The organism is Desulfobacterales bacterium (genome assembly GCA_030066985.1).
Classification (GTDB): Bacteria; Desulfobacterota; Desulfobacteria; order Desulfobacterales; family JAHEIW01; genus JAHEIW01.
Genome location: JASJAN010000008.1, coordinates 34,034 through 53,836, shown reverse-complemented (window position 1 = coordinate 53,836; position 19,803 = coordinate 34,034). Strand labels below are relative to the sequence as shown.

The window sequence follows — 19,803 nt, the reverse complement described above, 5'->3', positions numbered from 1 at the left end:
TTATTGTATACTGATGAATCCCAGACGGTTGATGGACACCTGCCGGTCTTTAGCGGCATTGGCCACCGGTATAATTTCAGGCAAGACCAGATCGGGCGGTATCCCCCGGGCATTGAATCTCATTTTATCATTGACCGTCGGGAAACTAAGGCTACCAGTGTCGATTTGCACACCGGCAGGCATTTTGCGGTTTAAAATTTGTCTTTCGTCGGTATCCTGATTCCAGTTGGGCGGTCCGCCGACACCATCACCCGTATCAACGAACATCGTGTAGCTGTCGGCATCAAAATCAACCACGACAAACGCATTTTCACGAATGGCGCGTATTTTGGCCATTTCAAGATCCGATGTCAAATTAACAACGGCACCTTCTAAGCGGCGCGCGCGGTTCCATTTAAGATAGGGCGGCATTACCAAAGCAGCGATCACAGCCACAATCGCAATGGTGGTCGCCAGTTCCAAAGCAGTCAAACCTGAATTTCTTTGCATCATTTTATTCTCCTCCGGCCAGCATGATACAAAACCTGTGCCAGCTAAGACTTGCTAATGACAGAAATGCAAAGGAAGGATATCGCTGACTGCGCTCCAAATAAAAGAATGCTGTAAGAGACTGAAAAATAAAGATTAAGTGTGATAGTCCTTGCAGATGTGAAGGTGCACAAATGCAATAAAATGGGAACCCGCACAGTTTGGGAGGAAAAGAAAACCGCCAAATAGGAGGAATGACGTGCTTTGAATTACATCAACGTAATTGTAAATTCGGAAAAGTAATATAAAAGGTGTCTCTAGGGCATGAAAATGGTTATCAAGCGCTGCGAACATAATTGACGGCATTTTGCAGCATGCGAATGCCCACGGTGGTGTGGTCCTGCGGTGACAGGTCCTGCCGCCTGGCCTTTTCACGGCTGCGGGTCCAATCGGGATGATTGGTCCAGTGGTTATAGGCTTCCGGATGGGGCATCAGACCAAAAATGCGCCCGGTGGGGTCGCAGATACCGGCGATATCATGCAGAGACCCATTGGGGTTATCGGGAAAGCGTCCTTCAGCCAGACGCCCATCGGACCGGCAGTACTGAAGCGCCACCTGGTTATCTTTCAACAAACGGGCGAGGGTATCTTGATCGGCATAAAATTTACCTTCCCCGTGGCGTACCGGGAATTCGGCCGACGCGATACCCTGGGTGAACACACAGGGTGAAGCGGGGTTGATCTTTAAGTGGACCCATTGATTTCTGAAATTGCCGCAATCATTAAAGGTCAGCGCCAAGCAGCGTTGGGTATAGTCATGATCGAAGCCCGGCAGAAGGCCGAAGTTGACCAGCGCTTGAAACCCATTGCATATACCCAGAATCAGGTTTCCCTGTTCGACAAATTCCAGGATCTGCTGACCGATATGGGTTTTGAGTCGAACCGCCTGGACCACACCGGCCCCGTGATCGTCAGCCCAGCTAAATCCACCGATAAAGACCATAATCTGAAAATCTTCCAGATGGGCGTCCCCATTAATCAGTGAATTTATGTGGACCATCTGTGTTCGGGCTCCGGCAAGCGCAAACGCATGAGCCGTCTCATTGTCACAGTTTAGGCCGTAACCGGCCAGAACCATCACGTTCACATCACGCATGGGTGTTCTCCAATACTTTCCGTTATCAAAGTGGTAGCTATTTTTGCCACTGGCTTCTCACTTCTGGCACCTTGCTTTTTCTGAATATCGTACGAATCGGTTTAGCCAATCGCCAGTTGCCAGAAGCCAGCAGCCATTTGGTGACCGGCACATAGGGTCTCTTTAACCTCTGAACTCAGAACCTTGAACATCCGAACCTTTTTTTGCTTTAGATGAGGTCCCCAAACGGCTTTTTCCAGGCCGATTTCAAAGCGCTCACAGCCAGCGAAACGATGGTATTTGCTTCCAGACCGTTGATGTTCAGTTGCGGCTCTGCGGTCACAGTTCCGATGCAGGCACAGGTTGAGGGCGCAAACAGTTTTTCAAAATCTTGACGATGTTGCGCATCAATGGTGACAATAAAACGGCCGGCAGATTCTGAAAATAATAGTGCGGGATCATTATCTACGCCCGAAGCCGGCACCTGTTGCAGATCAATCTGCAACCCCAGACTGCCGCCCATGGCCACCATTGCCAAGTGCACCCCCAAGCCGCCGCGGTAAATACCGTGAGCCGAGGCGACCAAACCGTGCTTGATGGCCTGGTTTAAGGCCCGATAAACCGTCTTAAAATTTTCAGTATCCACCCGGGGCACATTCAACCCGATCTGACCAAAGTGGGCGTAATACTCTGAACCCCCGAGTTCATTACGGGTGGTACCGAGCACGTAGATCAGATCACCTGGCACTTTGCTGTCCATCGATACACAGTGCTGGATATCCTCAACAACGGATATGGCCGAGAATTGAAGTGTTTCGGGGGCAGAGACTTTATGCATTTCACCGTAGCGTCCAGGCAGGTGCCCATCCACATACATACTGTCTTTACCTGACAGCAGTGGGATTTCATATGCTTCACACATATCCCGCAGGGCCCAGCAAGCGCGTACCAGTTGGGCGGCCTTGAATTTGCCATCAGGGTTATCGACCGGGTGGTATTGAATGCTGGGCCAGCAGAAATTATCCACCCCACCGATGTGGTCCGGATCAGCGCCCACGGCGATCAAGCGTCTGACGGCTTCATCAATAGTGCAACTGGTCATGTGGTAGGCATCGATAGCTGAATACGCCGGTAGCAGGGCCTGGGTAAAGGCCAATCCCTTGGCAGAATGCAGTACCGGTCGCGTTACCGAGGCATCACTATTCACATCCCGCTCGGCGCCCACCAGTGGCTTAATCACACTGGTGCCCTGGACCTCATGATCATATTGCCGAATAATCCATTCCGTTGAGCAAATATTGGGCCGCGCCAGCATATCCAGCAGCAGCTGATTGACATCCTGCGGGCTGTTGATCACCGGCTCGCACAAACCGCGCTGCTGCGGCGAAATCCATTCGGCCTCAAATTCCCATTGGGGAAAACCGGATTTTAGCAGGTCCAGTTCGATATAGGCGCAGGTCTTGCCGGCATAAGAAATGTGAAGCTTGCCGGAATCCGCGTATCGGCCGATAACGGTGCTTTCAACCGCATGTTTCTTGGAAAGCTGCATGAATTCATCCAGGTCCTGTTGACGAATGGCCACCGTCATGCGTTCCTGGGATTCGGACACCCATATCTCCCACTGGTCAAGACCTTCATATTTAAGGGGCACTTTTTCAAGTTCGATTTCACAACCGTTGGCATAACGCGCCGATTCACCAACCGAGGAAGACAAGCCCCCGCCGCCATTGTCGGTAATAAACTGTATCAGCCCTTTATCACGGGCCTCCAGCAGGAAATCGTGCATTTTTTTCTGGGTATAGGGATCTCCAATCTGCACATGCCCGGCCGGCGTGTTTTCCGAGAACGTCTCTGAGGCTGCGGTAACACCGTGAATACCGTCTTTGCCCACCCGGCCGCCACTCATGATCACCCACTCGCCTGGTGAGGTCCGTTTCAGCTCAGCCGGTTTACCGCCTATTTGGGCCGGCATGATACCCACTGCGGTGACAAACACCAGACATTTCCCCAGGTACCCCGCATCAAATATCACCTGTCCAAAAGTTGTCGGTATACCGCTTTTGTTACCACCGTCACGCACGCCCTCGATAACACCGTCCAGCAGACGGCGGGGATGCAGTTGCGGCTTTAGATCACCCGCGTAGTCTCGCGGTCCAACGCAATACCCATAGCTGCCCATCAGCAGACGAGAGCCTTTACCGGTGCCCAGTGGATCGCGATAAACACCGACAATTCCCGTGATGGCACCACCATATGCCTCCATATTGGATGGCGAATTATGGGTTTCGCCGGTAATGACATAATAATGATCATCGTCAAATCGACCGGCACCGGCATTATCCCACAGCACGGAGATCACCCAGGGCTTTTGTGCTTTAAGGGCCACAGTGGGGGCTTCGATGCAGGTTTTAAAAAGGTTATCCACCCGTTGGGTTTTGCCGGTTGTTAGATCGTGATAGTGATACAGGCCTTGAAAAGTATTGTGATTGCAGTGATCGCTGCGGGCCTGGGAAATATATTCCAGTTCGACGTCGGTCGGATCGGCCAGCCCCACCCGGGCACGATCCGCCTGCACTTTTTGATCCATAAAATACGCCCGAATGACAGGAATATCATTGGGGTTCAGGGCCAGATTTCGCTCAGTGCTGATACGGGCCAGGGTTTCATCGCTATCGATAGGGATGGTGCCAAGCGTTGGGATATGGTCCAGCCGCACCTTTGGCAAAATTATCCCAATCCCGTTTTTCGGGTCCCAATCCGCTTTAGCAATGACTTCCCATTGCTGAATAATATCGTTGGCCAGCAATTCACCGGCAATTTTGTGCAGATCATTTTCACTCAGACCACCGCCTTGAATACAATAGCGTCTGGATGTGTAAATGGCGGCATCGGCTGCCAGCGACACCCCCAGCAAATCTTCAACGGCTTCAACAGCGGTAGCGCCCGCATTATCACGCACGCCGGGCCGGTAGCCGACCCAAATGGTCCAGTCAAAAGGAACCGCCAATGGCTCAAAAGAAGAAATTTGGGTTACCGGATTGGTGAAAATATCACTTTGAATCTGTTTGAGTTGCTCCGGGTTCAAATCGGCATCAATGGTCAGAATGTGAACCGAGCGCACCCGTGAAAGCTTCAGGCCGAAGTAATCGGAGGCTTTGCGCCGAATCCCTTCGCCTTCAGCATCGAGCAGGTGATCCTTCAAGGCAATTTCGAGTCTGGCTGGCATAACTGTCTTTAATCCTGGTGGCAAATGGTTAACGGGTTATCAAAGGCTTTTCATTTGAGAAGGCTTAACTGTAACGGATGCTTGGTGTTTGGTGTTTCTTACAGCGCTTAACAAATTGCATGAAATCGTGGAAATCCTAAATACGAAATACCAAACACGTTTATCAGGCTTGGCTTTTCTAAAGATTGCCAGTTGGTCACTATCAACTAAAAAATCCCCTTGAGAAATTCAAGAATATTATCTTTGTACCTGAAAATATCGTTGTAAAAGACCAGAATGACCAGCAGAAGAATAATAAACAAACCGATTTGCTGTGCTACCTCGCGGATTTTCAAATTAACCGGACGGCCTTTAATCAGTTCAATAAAAAAGAAAAGTAAATGGCCGCCATCCAAAATGGGTATCGGCACCAAATTGATGATCGCCAAATTGACGCTGATCAAAGCAATGAAGGATATCAAGTTGCTGATGCCGGCTTTGGCCTGGTCCCCGGCCATTTTCGCAATCATGATCGGACCGCCAATGGTATCAGCAGATATGTCACCGGTGAACAGTTTGCCAAGAATGATCACCATTAATTCGACAATGGTATAGGTTTGCTTTAGGCTTTCTGCTAGCGCCTGAAACAAATTCAATTCTCGGGTGTCAAAATCACCCGCAGCGCTGATACCGATAATAAATCGCTGGATATCCTCACCGAATAGATTTTTGGCCGCAACCAGCTCAGGTGTGACCCGGACCACCGTATTTGAGTTTCCTCGTTGAACCGCTATTTCCAGCGTTTTTCCGTTACTGGCACCGATAAGTTCCGTCATATCTTCCCAGTTGGAAACCACCGCCCCGTCAATGGCGGTGATCAGATCACCCGCTTTTAAACCGGCGGATAGCGCTGGCGAACCGTCTCTGACCTCCCCCACAGACGGTTTTAATATCATGGCGCCTGAAATCCAAAACATCGCGAAAAAAATGATCACCGCCAACAGGATGTTGAAAATGGGGCCTGCGGCGACAATGCACATTCGCTTGAGGACGTGTTTATGCGTAAAAGAAATGGCCATATCCTCCGGCGACACCTCGGCATCCGGTTCCTCACCGATCATTTTGACATAACCGCCAAGGGGGATGGCTGAGATACGATAGTCGGTGCGGCCGATGGTTTTTCCAATCAGCCGGGGCCCAAACCCCAGCGAGAACTTTTCAACCCCGACACCGAAAAGCCGGGCAATCAAAAAATGTCCGAATTCATGGAAAAATATGAGAACGCCAAGAACAATGATAAACGAAAGTAATGTTATACCCATAATCTTAGTTATTGGTTAGTGGTTATTGGTTATTGGTCGATCGATTCAAATTTAAGATTTATAGAACAACCACTGCATATGTGAAATTCGCTTAAATTTGAAAATTTTTTACGAAAGCTGCGGCCTTCTGTCGCGCGTCTTGGTCAGCTGCGAGGATATCGGAAAGCGCCGGGTTGGCATGGACATCATGCGCTTCCATCGTCATGGCGACAACCTTGGCAATCGCGGTGAACGGAATTTGCTGATTTAAGAACGCGTTGACCGCGATTTCATTGGCAGCATTTAAAACGGCCGGCACGGTTTTGCCGGTCTTGCAAGCCTGGAATGCCAGTGCCAGACAAGGAAATTTTTCCAGATCCGGCTTTTGAAAAGTCAGATCCTGCTGACCGGAAAAATCCGGCAGCGGCTGATTCAGGTCGAGCCGCTTAGGATACGACAGCGCATAGGCGATTGCCGCCTTCATATCCGGTATGCCAAGCTGCGCCATCACTGCGCCGTCCTGGTAGGCCACCATCGAATGGATGATGCTCTGGGGATGAATAACCACTTCAATCATGTCTTCAGAAACATCAAAAAGCGCTTTGGCCTCAAGGACTTCCAGGCCCTTGTTCATCAGCGTAGCAGAATCAACCGTAATTTTGGGCCCCATATCCCAATTGGGATGATTTAAGGCCTGGGCCGTTGAGATTTGGGAAAATTGATCCAACGGCAGATTCAAAAATGGACCGCCCGAGGCGGTTAGTAAGATATGCGCCACATCCGCCTTGCGATGACCTTCAAGGCATTGAAAAATAGCACTATGCTCACTGTCTACCGGCAGAATGTGGACACCATGCTCAGCGGCTTTGGCTGTCACAATCTCGCCAGCCATCACGAGGGTTTCTTTATTGGCCAGTGCAATCGTTTTGCCGGCTTCGATGGCTGCCAGGGTCGGCCCTAAGCCAGCGGCACCGACAACTGCCGTAAGAACCATATCCACTCCGTCGGCACTGGCTGCCGCCTGATAGCCTTCTTCTCCATAAAGAACCTCAGTTGTAGTTGCGGCCCCCAGTTTTTGCTTTAATTGCTGAGCGTTTTCAGCATCATAGACAACCGCCAGTTCGGGAACAAATTGCTCAATTTGTTTGGCCAACAAATCGATATTGGCTTTGGCCGCCAAAGCCTTGATCGAAAAGTGCTGCGGGAACATCTCAACTATCTTTAGGGCATTGCGGCCAATAGAACCCGTTGATCCCAGTATGGAGAGGTGTTTCATTAATTTCTCTGTCTATTGTCTACCAAGTTCTGTTCTCAAAAACGCATCTAACAAATACCGGTTGAGCCCGTTACCCGTTAGCCCGTTTGCCGGTTAGAATTAAAAACAGACCTTTTCTTTTTTTAACGGGCTCAACGGTCTAAACCGGCTTAACCGGAAAACGTTATCTACTAATTTTGAGACAGCTTTGAGGTTAAAATATTACTGTTTATGATAATTCCTTGATTAAAATATAAACCGGATAAACACATACGCCACCGGAGATGCAAACAAAAGGGCGTCAATGCGGTCTAAAACGCCCCCATGCCCGGGCAATATACCGCTGGAGTCTTTGATCCCGGAAAACCGTTTCATCTCCGATTCAAACAAGTCTCCCATTTGACCCGCTATACCGACGGCAAGAAAGAATAAGATGCTCGGCGCCCACGGCAGGCTTGGAAAAAACAGCATCTTGGCGATGACGCCGACCGCCAGATTGGCAGCCAGACCGCCCACAGATCCCTCAATGGTTTTGCCAGGACTGATGGCCGGGCTTAATTTGTGCCGACCCCAGTAGGACCCGACATAATAGGCACTGGTATCACCGGCAAAAACAACTGCCAATAGGAGGTAGATCCAGTTCATGCCATTATCGTCTGCCCGGATAAGCACCAAAAAGGCCAACAGGACGGGTATGTAAATGATGCCCTGAAGCTGACGCACAATCACCTTCAAAACCGCCGGGTCGGTCTTGAAATGAAACATCGAGATTAGCGCAACCACTACCAGATTCAGGGCCACGAGGCTCAGAATCAGCTCCGGCCCCACCCAATATGCCGCCCAAGCGATAACACCCCCCAGCAAGTAGCCCCACCCCGTAATGATACCGGAGACGGGAGCCAGCGCGTCGTCCAGCACGATACGATTATATTCCCAAAGCGCTGTCACCGCTGCGGCGCTGATGAGCAAACAAAACGCAGCCCCGCCTTTATAAATTAGAAAAATGAGAATGGGCAGCGCAATCAGTCCTGTAATCCAACGCTTAAGGTGCATCTTTTCCTTAGGTGTCAGGTGTCAGTACCTGGCTGCTGGCTTCTGGCCCCTGGTTACTGGCTGAAAAAAAATTGATTACCGGCTTCAAGCCAGAAGCAAGAAGCGAGAAGCCAGAAGCTAAAGAAGGTGGCACCTGATACCCGAAACCTCCCTTGTAATGTTTGCGTGGGACCTAACACTAAACCTGACCGTAACGACGTTCCCGCTGCTGATAGTTTATTAGGATCTCGATAAATTCTTCTTTGCTGAAATCAGGCCAGAGCGTCGGCGTGATATAGATCTCAGCATAGGCAATCTGCCACAGCAAGAAATTGCTGATGCGAACCTCTCCGCTCGTCCGAATCAAAAGATCCGGATCCGGCATATCTTTGGTAAACAGATGGGCGGCAACAGTTTCGGCATCAATAGCAGCCGGATCTATTTCCGCTTTTTGCACTTTACGAGCGATCAGTTGGGCCATGCGTACGATTTCCGCACGGCTGCCGTAACTTAGGGCCAAATTCAGCTGTAGCGCAGAGTTGTGCTGCGTTAGTTCCATGGTCTCCTGCAACGCCTGCTGAACTTTGCCCGGTAGCCGCTCTATTTGTCCAATCACTGCCAGACGGATGTCATTCGCAGCAAGTTCCTTCTGTTCGGATTTTAAAAAGTTTGTCAGGAGGGTCATCAGGGCATTGACCTCCTTTTGAGGCCGCTGCCAGTTTTCGGTCGAAAATGCGTAGAGCGTCAGATGGGCGATGCCAAGTTCACGGCTGGCGCGCACAACGGTTCGAACTGCTTCTGCCCCTTTTTCATGTCCTTTGATGCGGGATAAAAGATGCTTTTTCGCCCATCTCCCATTGCCATCCATGATGATGGCAACGTGAGCAGGCAGCTTCTTTTTATCAAGGTCTTCGGAGCGGTCTGAGGAAGAACTAGAATTCAAGGATTTCTTTCTCTTTTTCTTGACAACATTCGTCGATGCTCTTGATATGGGCATCGGTTATTTTCTGAACCTCATCTTGGGACTTGAAGGCGTCATCCTCAGATATATCACCATCTTTTTTCAAGCTTTTTATCAATTCATTGGCGTCACGCCGGGCATTACGAACTGAAACCTTGTAATCCTCAGCCATTTTATGAACAACCTTGACCAGCTCCTTGCGGCGTTCCTCGGTAAGAGGCGGTATGGAGATGCGGATCAGCTTACCGTCATTGGCCGGGGTGAGTCCTAAGTCGGATTTTAAAAGCGCCTTCTCAATATCCTTGATTACCGATACATCCCACGGTTGGATCGTTATCAGGCGGCTCTCAGGCACGGCCAGCGTCGCCATTTGATTGAGCGGCGTCAGGGAGCCGTAATAGTCGACTTTGATTCCGTCAAGTATCGATAACGAGGCACGCCCTGTGCGGACCCGTTTTAGCTCCCTGCTCAGTGCCTCCACCGACTTGCCCATGCTCTCATTGGTTTCTTGATAGATATCATCAATCATGACTATACCTCAATGGTGCCTGAAAGGCGATTGTTAGGTGAGGTTGCTATTAAAAATAATTATTATATCAATAATGTACAGACCATATCAACCCAATTGTGCGTGGAAGGTTGGAAGACCATGCGCCGGAAGGTGTTAAGAGATGCGCGTACCAATATTGTCGCCACAAACAACGGCCTTGATATTGCCCTTGGTTTTGAGCTCAAATACAGCCAACGGCAGTTGGTTATCCATGGCGAGCGAGATGGCCGTCATATCCATCACTTTGAGCTGTTTCTCGAGAACCTTCATGTAACTGGTATCTTTGATAATCCGAGCATTTTTGTTCACAACCGGATCCGAATCATACAGCCCATCGACCTTGGTGGCTTTAAGTAGAATTTCGGCATGGATCTCCTGGGCCCGCAATACGGCAGCGGTATCGGTCGTAAAGTAAGGGTTGCCGGTTCCGGCCCCGAAAATCACCACGCGCCCCCGTTCCAGGTGACGGAGCGCCCGTCGCAGAATATATGGCTCGGCAAGTTCATGCATGGAGATGGCCGTTTGAACACGGGTTTCAAGACCCATTTTTTCCAATGCATCCTGCAACGCCAGGCTGTTGATCACCGTGGCCAGCATTCCCATATGATCGGCGGAGGCGCGCTCCATACCGTATGAGGTTGCAGCAACACCTCTGAAAATGTTACCGCCACCAACAATAATGCCGATTTGCACCCCCAGATCGACAACGGACTTAATCTCGCTGGCCACGTACTTCAACATGTCCGGACTGATGCCGAAATCTTCATCCCCCATGAGCGCCTCGCCACTGAGTTTAAGGGCAATTCGCTTGTACGAAGGTTGGCTCACGATTTAGGATTCTCCAATCTGGTAGCGCACAAATCGTTTGATCGAAATGTTTTCACCAATCTTGGCGATCTGTTCATTCAATAGATCTGCGATGGATATGTTGGTATCGCGTACATAGGGCTGATTGAGCAAGCAACTTTCCTCGTAAAATTTATTGAGTTTTCCCTCAACGATTTTATCGACCACATTTTCGGGCTTGCCCATCTCAAGGGCCTGGGCTCGATAAATTTCCTTTTCTTTTTCAATGACATCATTTGGGACATCTTCAGGTGTGATGCCCAATGGATTGCTGGCTGCGATGTGCATGGCAATATTTTTGGCAAATTCTTGAAAATCTTCATTTTTCGCCACAAAGTCAGTTTCACAATTGACTTCAACCAAAACACCCAGCTTTCCGGTCATGTGAATGTAAGATTGAATGATGCCCTCATTTAGCGCACGGCCGGCTCTTTTTTGGGCGGTGGCCAAACCTTTTTTCCGCAAAAATTCGACTGCCTTTTCGATGTCACCGTCGACTTCTGTCAGGGCATTCTTGCAATCCATCATACCGGCTCCGGTTTTTTCCCGCAGCTCTTTTACCATACCCGCGCTGATAGTTGCCATTTTTACTCTCCTGCTGCCTCTGTATCGATTTGATCGATGGGTTTTTTGGTTTTCGAATCTTCATCGACAGTTGCCTCGGTCTCATCCACCTCAAACGGCTGTTCGGCATCTGTTTTGCGAATGATTTCCACCACCGGGCCTTGGGTCCCGTCGGATATAACTTTGCGCTCACCCGGCTGTAATTCGGCGCTGGCAGCGGCAATTTCAGACTCTTCTTCACCTTCCTTGTCAGCTTCGGCCTGCATTTTTTCTTCGAAAGCCGCTTTGCCGGCGATACAGGCATCGGCAATTCTGGAGGTCAGCAGGCGAATCGCGCGAATCGCATCATCGTTGCCCGGTATAATATAATCAATCTCGTCAGGGTCACAATTGGTATCAACAATTGCGACAATGGGAATATTAAGCCGTCTGCCTTCCCGTACGGCAATCATTTCATTTTTAGGGTCGACGACAAAAATAGCACCGGGCAAATCATTCATGGTGCGAATCCCACCCAAGTTATTATCCAGCTTGACGCGCTCTTTGGCCAGTTTCAGTCGCTCCTTTTTGGGAAACATGTTGATGGAGCCGTCATTTTGGATTTCATTAAGATAATTTAATCGATCGATGCTTTGGCGAATCGTTTGGAAATTTGTCATCATACCGCCCAGCCAGCGATTGTGGACGTAAAACATTTCGCTGCGATTGGCTTCTTCGTAAATGGATTCCCGTGCCTGTTTCTTCGTACCAACAAAAAGCACTGATTTGCCCTCGGCAACGGTCGCCTGGACAAAATTATAGGCGGTCTTAAACATCGAGACGGTTTTTTGAAGATCAATAATGTAAATGCCGTTTCGGGCCCCAAATATGTAAGGCTTCATTTTGGGGTTCCAGCGTTTGGTCTGGTGGCCAAAATGCACACCGGCCTCCAGCAATTCTTTCATGCTAACATAAGCCATTTTCTTTCTCCCTTCATCAATTGGTTTTTCCTCCGCCGCCGTCAACCCTGCCGCCCACTTTCGATGAAAGCACCGGACAACAGATCCGGCGACGTGTGTAGTAAAAAATCCATTTCAAATAGCAAATAAAGTTCAGCACCGCAACAGTTTTTTCGTTTATCTGAATCTGGCATGAGACCGACCGCGAGAATAAGATCGGATTTAAAGACAGCCTATTAGCCAAAAATCAAGTTACCAATGAAACGGGCTGCTCTACACGGCGAATCCTAACCCATTTGGCGTGTTTTCTATCCGCCGGCCTTGCCAAAAGCGTTGATATGGTGGCGCCATCAGCGTGTGTTTTTGCACATGCGGACAACGCGGTCCAATCCACTATAATCCTTGTAAAAAACAACATTATCATACTGACCACAACGATCTGTTATGTCCGCTAAGGACGCCTTTTGGTCATATCCCATCTCCAAAAGGAGCATTCCGCCGGGTTTCAAATAGTGATGGGCGGTTTGGATGATATGACGCAAACATCGCAGGCCGTCTTTGGAACCATCAAGGGCCAAGCGGGGCTCAAAGGTCTCGATTTCGGGCTGAAGCCGTCCTAAATCCCCAGTCCTGATATAGGGAGGATTGGAAAGGATCATATCAAACAACTCTGTACGGGCAGCAAATGGCGCAAACCAATCCGCAACCATAAACTGGATATTTGCGCTCAGTCCATGACGAAGGGCATTTCGTTGGGCAACTTGAATTGCCGTCGTGGAAATATCGGTCCCCCAATAGGTGTGTCGCGCATTCTCAGAAGCCAGAGCCAAAAGGACCGCTCCGCTGCCGGTACCCAGTTCCAGGATGAGTTGGCGTTCTGAATCTGATGGCGTCTTGAGGTTGTCCAGCGCCTTTTCAACCAGGCATTCGGTTTCCGGGCGGGGTATTAAAACCTGCTGGTTGACTTCTAGCGCCAATGACCAAAATTCTTTGTACCCCAGAATATAGGCCACCGGCTCCCGCTTAATCCGGCGTTTGATAACCGTTTTGAAGCGGTTGAGCTCTTCTGCATTCAAGGGCTGATCGTAATTCAAGTATAACGCCAGCCGTTCGGTCCCCAGGGCGTTCGCCAAGAGGATTTCAGCAGTGGCCCGTGGGCTGTCAATATGGTAGGACTTAAAGTAGGTGGTGGCCCATTGAAGCAGCTTTAGGATGGTCCATTCAGGTCGCGGGGGTTGTATTTGATTGTGCATTTTGCAGGGCCTGTGCCTGAAAATAAGTCGTCAGTTGATCAATGAGCTCGCTGAGCTCTCCTTGCAAGATATCCTCGAGCTTATAAAGGGTCAGTCCAATGCGATGATCCGTCACTCTCCCCTGGGGGAAATTGTAAGTTCGGATGCGACCGCTGCGATCCCCGCTACCCACCTGGCTTTTGCGTGTTTCAGATCGTTTGGCATTCTGTTCCTGAGTGATTTGATCCAGCAGTCGTGAGCGCAGCACTTTTAAGGCCTTATTTTTGTTCTTTAATTGAGATTTTTCATCCTGGCAGGTGACCACCAAGCCAGTGGGCAAATGGGTGATGCGGACGGCTGAATCCGTTGTATTAACACTTTGACCTCCCGGGCCTGTGGAACGATAGACATCGATTTTAAGCTCGGAGTGGTCAATCTTTACATCCACCTCTTCGGCCTCCGGCAATACCGCAATGGTAACCGCAGAAGTGTGAATCCGCCCCTGCGCTTCGGTGGCCGGAACCCGTTGAACGCGGTGAATACCGCTTTCAAATTTGAAACTGCTGTATGCGCCTTTGCCCTGAAACAATGCAATAATTTCTTTGATTCCGCCGACGCCGGTCTGGTGTTGCGACATAACCTCGACTTTCCACCGACGGCCTTCTGCATAGCGTGCGTACATTCGAAAAAGATCGCCGGCAAACAGCGCTGCCTCTTCGCCGCCAGTACCGGCCCGGATTTCAATGATCACATTTTTGTCATCATTGGGATCCTTGGGCAACAGCAGCCGTTTGAGGTCCGCTTCGTAATGATCTCGCTGTTGATTGAGATTCGCAAGCTCTTCACGCGCCAAATTTTTGATATCTGGATCCGAGTCTTGCAGCAGCTCGGTACTTTCTTCAATTCCCTGCAAGGTTTCTTTGTATTGATGGTAAACCGTCACAATTTTATTTAACTCAGCGTGCTCCTGCGTAAGTACCTGGTAAACCTGGCGATCCTTTACGGTATCCGGTTCGCTCAACCGCTTTTCAATCTCTAAGAATCTTTCTTCAACCCCTTTTAATTGTTCAAGCATATTAACGCTTCCAAACTTTTTGTGTTGTTAACCTCAAGGATCTTCCGACCAGCAAGCGGCATCACCGGGCAGCAACGGCTTGCATTTTATGAGGCCTGCATCTTTATGCCGGCCGGCGATGATGACTGACCGTAAAATATGTGTAACGGGCTTCTTGCGCTAACAGGTGATTTTTTTGCAGGAAATGGGCGGTGGAAGCGCCTGTCATGATGCCAGCACGGCAACAGTGTGTCTTAATGCGGCTAAGCCGGTGTGCGTCCGGTAAACAAACGCCCGCGAGCTTAGCAGCATTATTGCAGGCGGGGGCTGCTAATTGGGCTTTTCTTTTTGTTGCTGAAACTTTTCGTATTTTTTGCGGAAACGTTCGATACGACCGGCGGTATCCACCAATTTTTGCTTACCGGTAAAAAACGGATGGCATTGTGAGCAAATTTCAACCCGGATGTCCGCCTTGGTCGATCCGACCTCCAGAACGTTTCCACAGGCGCACTGAATGGTGGTCTTGTGATACTCTGGATGAATGTCTGCTTTCATTTTATCTCAATCCCCTATCAATATATCTCGTGTTTGGTATTTGGTGTTTGGTTTTTGGTGTTTGGTATCGGACTAACCAGTTTATAGGTTGCCTCAGATTATTAACATACTATGCATAAATTAAACCCTAAATACTAATTACGTAAAAATACGCTGTATAGCCGAAAGGTTTCCTTTTGGCAACCCCAAATTGTGGTTATGCGTTCATTGAATCTAAAAACTCTTTATTGGTCTTGGTCCCTTGCATTTTATCGAGCAAAAATTCCATACTGTCCACCGTATTTAATGATGTCAGCAGCTTGCGCAATATCCATACCCGGTTTAAGATTTCTTCTTTGAGCAGCAACTCTTCTTTGCGGGTGCCTGAGCGTTTTATGTCAAAGGACGGATACACGCGTTTGTCTGCTAGGCGACGATCCAGCTGAATTTCAGCATTGCCGGTTCCCTTAAATTCTTCGAAAATAACCTCATCCATTCGGCTGCCCGTATCAACCAGCGCCGTGGCAATAATGGTTAAACTGCCCCCCTCCTCAATATTTCGTGCAGCACCAAAGAATCGTTTGGGCCGTTGCAGGGCATTGGAGTCCACACCACCGGATAATATTTTCCCGCTGGGCGGTACGACCGAGTTGTAGGCCCTGGCCAAGCGCGTAATGCTGTCGAGTAGGATAACCACGTCTTTTTTGTGTTCAACCAGGCGTTTGGCTTTGTCAATGACCATCTCAGCGACCTGAACATGTCGTTCGGCCGGCTCATCAAAGGTAGAACTGATCACTTCCGCAGCCACCGTGCGCTCCATGTCGGTGACCTCTTCCGGACGCTCGTCGATCAACAATACGAACGGCACCACATCTTTATGACTGGCAATTATGGCGTTGGCAATACTTTGCAGCAGCATGGTTTTGCCGGAGCGGGGTGGAGAGACAATCAGACCCCGTTGGCCAAAGCCGATCGGTATCATCATGTCCATAATGCGCGTGGAGTAATTTTCTGGATCATTTTCAAGATTGACCTTACGATCCGGATATAGCGGTTTGAGATTATCAAAAAGTATTTTATCGCGGGCCACTTCCGGATCTTCGAAATTAACCGCTTCAACTTTAAGCAGGGCAAAATAGCGCTCCGATTCCTTAGGCTGGCGAATTTGTCCGGAAATCGTATCGCCGGTCCTCAGGTTGAATCGTCGGATCTGGGACGGCGAGACATAGATATCATCTGGTCCGGGCAGATAATTGGAATCCGGTGACCTGAGGAAGCCAAATCCGTCGGGTAAAATTTCCAGCGTTCCTTCACCAAAGATGAAACCGTTTTTTTCAATCTGGTGTTGCAGCAGGGCAAACATCAACTCCTGTTTGCGCATGCCGGCAGCGCCATCGATTTTAAACCGTTTGGCCATTTGCGTCAGTTCGCTGATATTCTTCTCTTTTAATTCTACAATATTCATCTAACTTTTTCCCCTTTATGTTATGATTCAGGTAGGCATTTCTACCGCTGGCCGAAAGCAATCTAAGTCGCAGTTATGTCTTTGCGGTTGACAATCGGCACATCGGAAAGATATTCAATGCTTTATCACTAAACGCGTTGTGTTGCGCGAGCCTTATCATTAAGCACAAGGCGGGTTACATTTGATATCACCCGTTTGAGTGGCGTTGTCACTTAGCGACATTGAGTATCTGATATAAATATAGGCGTCCCTACACAGCAGGCCAATGGATTGGATCCATATCGATTTTTAAGGAGGATTATGAGTGTACAGTGACTTTAAACTAGAAGATTCTAATTAGACATCCTCACTATCTGGCGGGTTATGCCTGAGATTAGCTACTTTAAAAATTATATCATAATAGCAATCATGTCAAGCAGTTTGTCCGATTTTTAAAACCGATAGCGGAACCTGCCGCCATTTTTAAATGATGATTCGTATTGATCCCAAAATTTTTCCGCAAACACCCGGTGCATTCCTGGTCGGTGGTTCGATCAGAGATATGCTTTGCGGCCGCTCTCCGGTCGACTATGATGTTGCCGTGCTCGGAGATCCATTCGAATTTGCGCGCTTGATTGAAAGGCGCACGAATGGCCGTGTTGTTAAAATCGGCAAAGCCGATCAGATGATCATTCGGGTGGTCAGCGATAAAGCCATCGTTGATATCGCCCAGGTCAAAGAAGCGTCAATTGAAAAAGATCTGATGGCAAGGGATTTCACTATCAACGCCCTGGCCTATGACCTGTCGGCTCAGCAGACGATCGATCCGATGAACGCTCAGCTTGATCTGACGAATGGGATCATTCGCATGGTATCAGAAAATATTTTTAAACGGGATCCAGTCCGATTGCTCAGAGCCTATCGAATTGGGGCGCAATTTGAATTTGAGATCGAATCAGGGACAATCGCCGCCATCAAAAAAAATGCACTTCTCATCCGTCAATCCGCAGGCGAGAGGGTACGCGATGAACTGTTTAAATTGCTTCAATGCGCTAGATCCCACCCTTATCTCTGCCAGATGGCCGACAATCATCTGCTGCTAGCCGTACTGCCCGAGCTTGCGGATTTAAAAAACTGCCGGCAAAATCGACATCACCAATTTAGCGCGTTTGATCATACGCTGCAGGCTTTTTTGCACCTGGAACAGTTGCTGACACCCATGTCCCCATCAAAGGCCGCCGATGGTGCCCAACTCACCCATCACATCGCCAAAGCGCAATTCCCGCTGGTTAAATTTTCCATGCTGCTGCATGATATTGGCAAACCGTCTACGCAGACCGTTGACCGAGAGGGCATGTTTCATTTTTACGGTCATGAGCGCCGCAGCGCACAGATGGCAGAACATATCTGCCGAAGACTAAAATGTTCACATCGTTTCAGCGACACAACCCATTTTCTAGTGACACATCATCCGCGCCCTCGGCACCTTTATGTGGCGCTGCGGGAACAAAAGGCGACATCCCGCGCAGTGACGCGGTTTTTTATGAAATGCGGCCCATATCTGCCCGAGTTGCTGGTGATGGCCGCAGCGGATATGCTGGGCAAAACGCGAAAGCCAAGCCAGCAGAGCAGTGCCTTCATCACGTTTTTGAAACAATTGATGTTTGATTTTGAAAAAGATTTTAAACCCAAGGCAGCCAGGCCACCGCTGATCACGGGTCAAGACCTGATCACTGATTTTGGGCTTAAACCCTCTCCGCTGTTTGCAACCATTTTAGATCGGGTCGAAGAAGAGCGGTTGTCAATGCGTAATATGACACGAGAGCAAGCGGTTAGTTTGGTGCGAGAGCTAATTCGAAATCAGGAGTCAATTAAGAAAAAATAGCCAGTGTCAAATGTGGTGATTGGGGTTTCAGGTGTCAGGTGTCAGTGTTGAGCATCTGAAGGTAAGTGATGTCAGCTCAATCCATACTGACACCTGAATCCGCCTGCGGCGGAACACCTGACACACTAGATATAGCAGCTTTTTTTAGACTCACAGAATGTTAAACCCATAAGGGGAGCCTCTACAGAGAGCTATTTTAAATGGTCCAGCGTAGCAAAAATTTGGTCTCGGATTTCTTCGACCTTGCCAACCCCTTCGATGCGAAAGTATTTGGGCGCGGCAGGTTCACCGGATTCTTCCCAGTTTTTATAATAGCCAATTAACGGTTCCGTTTGGGCGTGATAAACATCCAGACGTTTTTTCACCGTTTCTTCTTTGTCATCGTCGCGCTGAATCAGTGGCTCCCCGGTTTCATCGTCTTTATCCGGTTCACGTGGCGGGTTGAACACCACGTGATAGGTCCGCCCACTGGCCAAGTGTACCCGGCGACCGCTCATGCGCTTGACGATTTCTTCATCCGGCACATCAATGTCCACCACAGCCTCAATGGGCACTCCGGCTTCTTTCATCGCGTCTGCTTGCGGAATGGTTCGGGGAAACCCATCAAAAAGAAAGCCCTTCTCACAATCCGGCTGAACAATGCGTTCTTTGACCAAACCGATGATGACATCATCCGGGACCAGTTTGCCGGCATCCATGTATTCCTTGGCTTTTAAGCCCATCTCGCTGCCTTCCTTGACTGCGGCGCGCAACATATCACCTGTTGAAATCTGCGGAATCTGATATTGGTTTTTAATAAAGTTCGCCTGGGTGCCCTTTCCTGCACCGGGTCCGCCCAATAAGATCAATCGCATGTGCTGTTCTCCTTTCTTTCTCAAATAATGGGTTCATACACCAAAGAGGTAACCATTTTTTGACGGCAGAGTATGCCGAAGGCGGGGCTCGTGTCAAGACAATATTGGCGGGCTTTTAAGCTCAAAGTTTGCATTCTACGGATAATGCTTTAGACTTTTATCTAGGTTTAGTTAAATTTCTCTTGCAAAACGAAGACATACAATATATAAAAAATTGTTTAATCCAAAATATTCGAAAATTGATAATTTCAAGAACTTACCAATAAAATTGGACTGTAAAAGGGGGCGAGGAATTTGAAGGATATTGAAGTCAGGGTCATCGACAACGATGTTGAAAAGGCCATGCGAATCTTAAAAAAGAAGATTCAAAATGATGGTCTGTTCAAACGGCTTAAGCTCAAGAAGAATTATGAAAAGCCGAGTGAATACAGACGCCGCAAGATGCGCGAAGCCTTAAGAAGAGAAAGATTGGCTGCTGCCCGTGCAGCCAAATACCGCAGACGTTAGGACCCAACTCAGATAAACGGGAAACCCGGCAGAAGAAA

General features: G+C 48.9%; 18 protein-coding genes. 2 read left to right on the top strand and 16 right to left on the bottom strand.

The window, feature by feature from the left end:
* The 15 genes from QNJ26_06085 to rho form a co-directional block, all read right to left on the bottom strand.
* Positions 1-492, bottom strand: a complete 492-nt coding sequence (locus tag QNJ26_06085; protein MDJ0985095.1) for a GspH/FimT family pseudopilin — start codon at positions 490-492, stop codon at positions 1-3.
* Positions 493-805: 313 nt separating this feature from the next.
* Positions 806-1,624: a phosphoribosylformylglycinamidine synthase I gene (gene purQ, locus QNJ26_06080; GenBank protein ID MDJ0985094.1), complete on the bottom strand. Its 819-nt coding sequence runs from the start codon at positions 1,622-1,624 to the stop codon at positions 806-808.
* 208 nt (positions 1,625-1,832) lie between these two features.
* Positions 1,833-4,829: an AIR synthase-related protein gene (locus QNJ26_06075; protein ID MDJ0985093.1), complete on the bottom strand. Its 2,997-nt coding sequence runs from the start codon at positions 4,827-4,829 to the stop codon at positions 1,833-1,835.
* Positions 4,830-5,035: 206 nt separating this feature from the next.
* Positions 5,036-6,130 carry an RIP metalloprotease RseP gene (rseP, locus tag QNJ26_06070; GenBank protein MDJ0985092.1) on the bottom strand — a complete coding sequence of 365 codons (1,095 nt, stop codon included), beginning with the start codon at positions 6,128-6,130 and terminating at the stop codon, positions 5,036-5,038.
* A gap of 91 nt (positions 6,131-6,221) precedes the next feature.
* Positions 6,222-7,385 carry a 1-deoxy-D-xylulose-5-phosphate reductoisomerase gene (locus QNJ26_06065; protein MDJ0985091.1) on the bottom strand — a complete coding sequence of 388 codons (1,164 nt, stop codon included), beginning with the start codon at positions 7,383-7,385 and terminating at the stop codon, positions 6,222-6,224.
* A gap of 225 nt (positions 7,386-7,610) precedes the next feature.
* On the bottom strand, positions 7,611-8,417 hold the full coding sequence (locus tag QNJ26_06060; GenBank protein MDJ0985090.1) for a phosphatidate cytidylyltransferase: 807 nt from the start codon (positions 8,415-8,417) through the stop codon (positions 7,611-7,613).
* Positions 8,418-8,595: 178 nt separating this feature from the next.
* Positions 8,596-9,339, bottom strand: a complete 744-nt coding sequence (locus QNJ26_06055) for an isoprenyl transferase (GenBank protein ID MDJ0985089.1) — start codon at positions 9,337-9,339, stop codon at positions 8,596-8,598.
* Positions 9,329-9,886 carry a ribosome recycling factor gene (gene frr / locus QNJ26_06050; protein ID MDJ0985088.1) on the bottom strand — a complete coding sequence of 186 codons (558 nt, stop codon included), beginning with the start codon at positions 9,884-9,886 and terminating at the stop codon, positions 9,329-9,331. Before frr ends, QNJ26_06055 begins: the two co-directional genes overlap by 11 nt.
* 135 nt (positions 9,887-10,021) lie before the next feature.
* Entirely contained in the window at positions 10,022-10,738 is a 717-nt protein-coding gene (pyrH, locus tag QNJ26_06045) for a UMP kinase (protein ID MDJ0985087.1), read from the bottom strand.
* Entirely contained in the window at positions 10,739-11,338 is a 600-nt protein-coding gene (tsf, locus tag QNJ26_06040; protein ID MDJ0985086.1) for a translation elongation factor Ts, read from the bottom strand.
* Between the two features lie 2 nt (positions 11,339-11,340).
* On the bottom strand, positions 11,341-12,276 hold the full coding sequence (gene rpsB, locus QNJ26_06035) for a 30S ribosomal protein S2 (protein MDJ0985085.1): 936 nt from the start codon (positions 12,274-12,276) through the stop codon (positions 11,341-11,343).
* A 329-nt stretch (positions 12,277-12,605) separates the two neighbouring features.
* Complete coding sequence (prmC, locus tag QNJ26_06030; protein ID MDJ0985084.1) at positions 12,606-13,508, bottom strand: peptide chain release factor N(5)-glutamine methyltransferase; 903 nt, start codon at positions 13,506-13,508, stop codon at positions 12,606-12,608.
* On the bottom strand, positions 13,477-14,562 hold the full coding sequence (gene prfA / locus QNJ26_06025; protein ID MDJ0985083.1) for a peptide chain release factor 1: 1,086 nt from the start codon (positions 14,560-14,562) through the stop codon (positions 13,477-13,479). The genes prmC and prfA overlap by 32 nt, the downstream gene beginning before the upstream one ends.
* A 309-nt stretch (positions 14,563-14,871) precedes the next feature.
* A complete protein-coding gene (rpmE, locus tag QNJ26_06020) occupies positions 14,872-15,096 on the bottom strand; it encodes a 50S ribosomal protein L31 (GenBank protein MDJ0985082.1) in 225 nt (74 codons plus the stop codon).
* A gap of 196 nt (positions 15,097-15,292) precedes the next feature.
* Positions 15,293-16,540 carry a transcription termination factor Rho gene (rho, locus tag QNJ26_06015; protein MDJ0985081.1) on the bottom strand — a complete coding sequence of 416 codons (1,248 nt, stop codon included), beginning with the start codon at positions 16,538-16,540 and terminating at the stop codon, positions 15,293-15,295.
* Between the two features lie 466 nt (positions 16,541-17,006).
* Between rho and QNJ26_06010 the strand changes: the two genes are divergently transcribed.
* Positions 17,007-18,404, top strand: coding sequence for an HD domain-containing protein (locus tag QNJ26_06010; protein MDJ0985080.1), 1,398 nt, complete (start codon positions 17,007-17,009; stop codon positions 18,402-18,404).
* Positions 18,405-18,595: 191 nt separating this feature from the next.
* Here QNJ26_06010 and adk read toward each other — a convergent pair whose 3' ends face one another.
* Positions 18,596-19,258, bottom strand: a complete 663-nt coding sequence (gene adk / locus QNJ26_06005; protein ID MDJ0985079.1) for an adenylate kinase — start codon at positions 19,256-19,258, stop codon at positions 18,596-18,598.
* Positions 19,259-19,552: 294 nt separating this feature from the next.
* On the opposite strand from adk, the gene rpsU reads away from it, so the two are divergent.
* Positions 19,553-19,765: a 30S ribosomal protein S21 gene (gene rpsU / locus QNJ26_06000; protein MDJ0985078.1), complete on the top strand. Its 213-nt coding sequence runs from the start codon at positions 19,553-19,555 to the stop codon at positions 19,763-19,765.
* Positions 19,766-19,803: the final 38 nt, after the last annotated feature.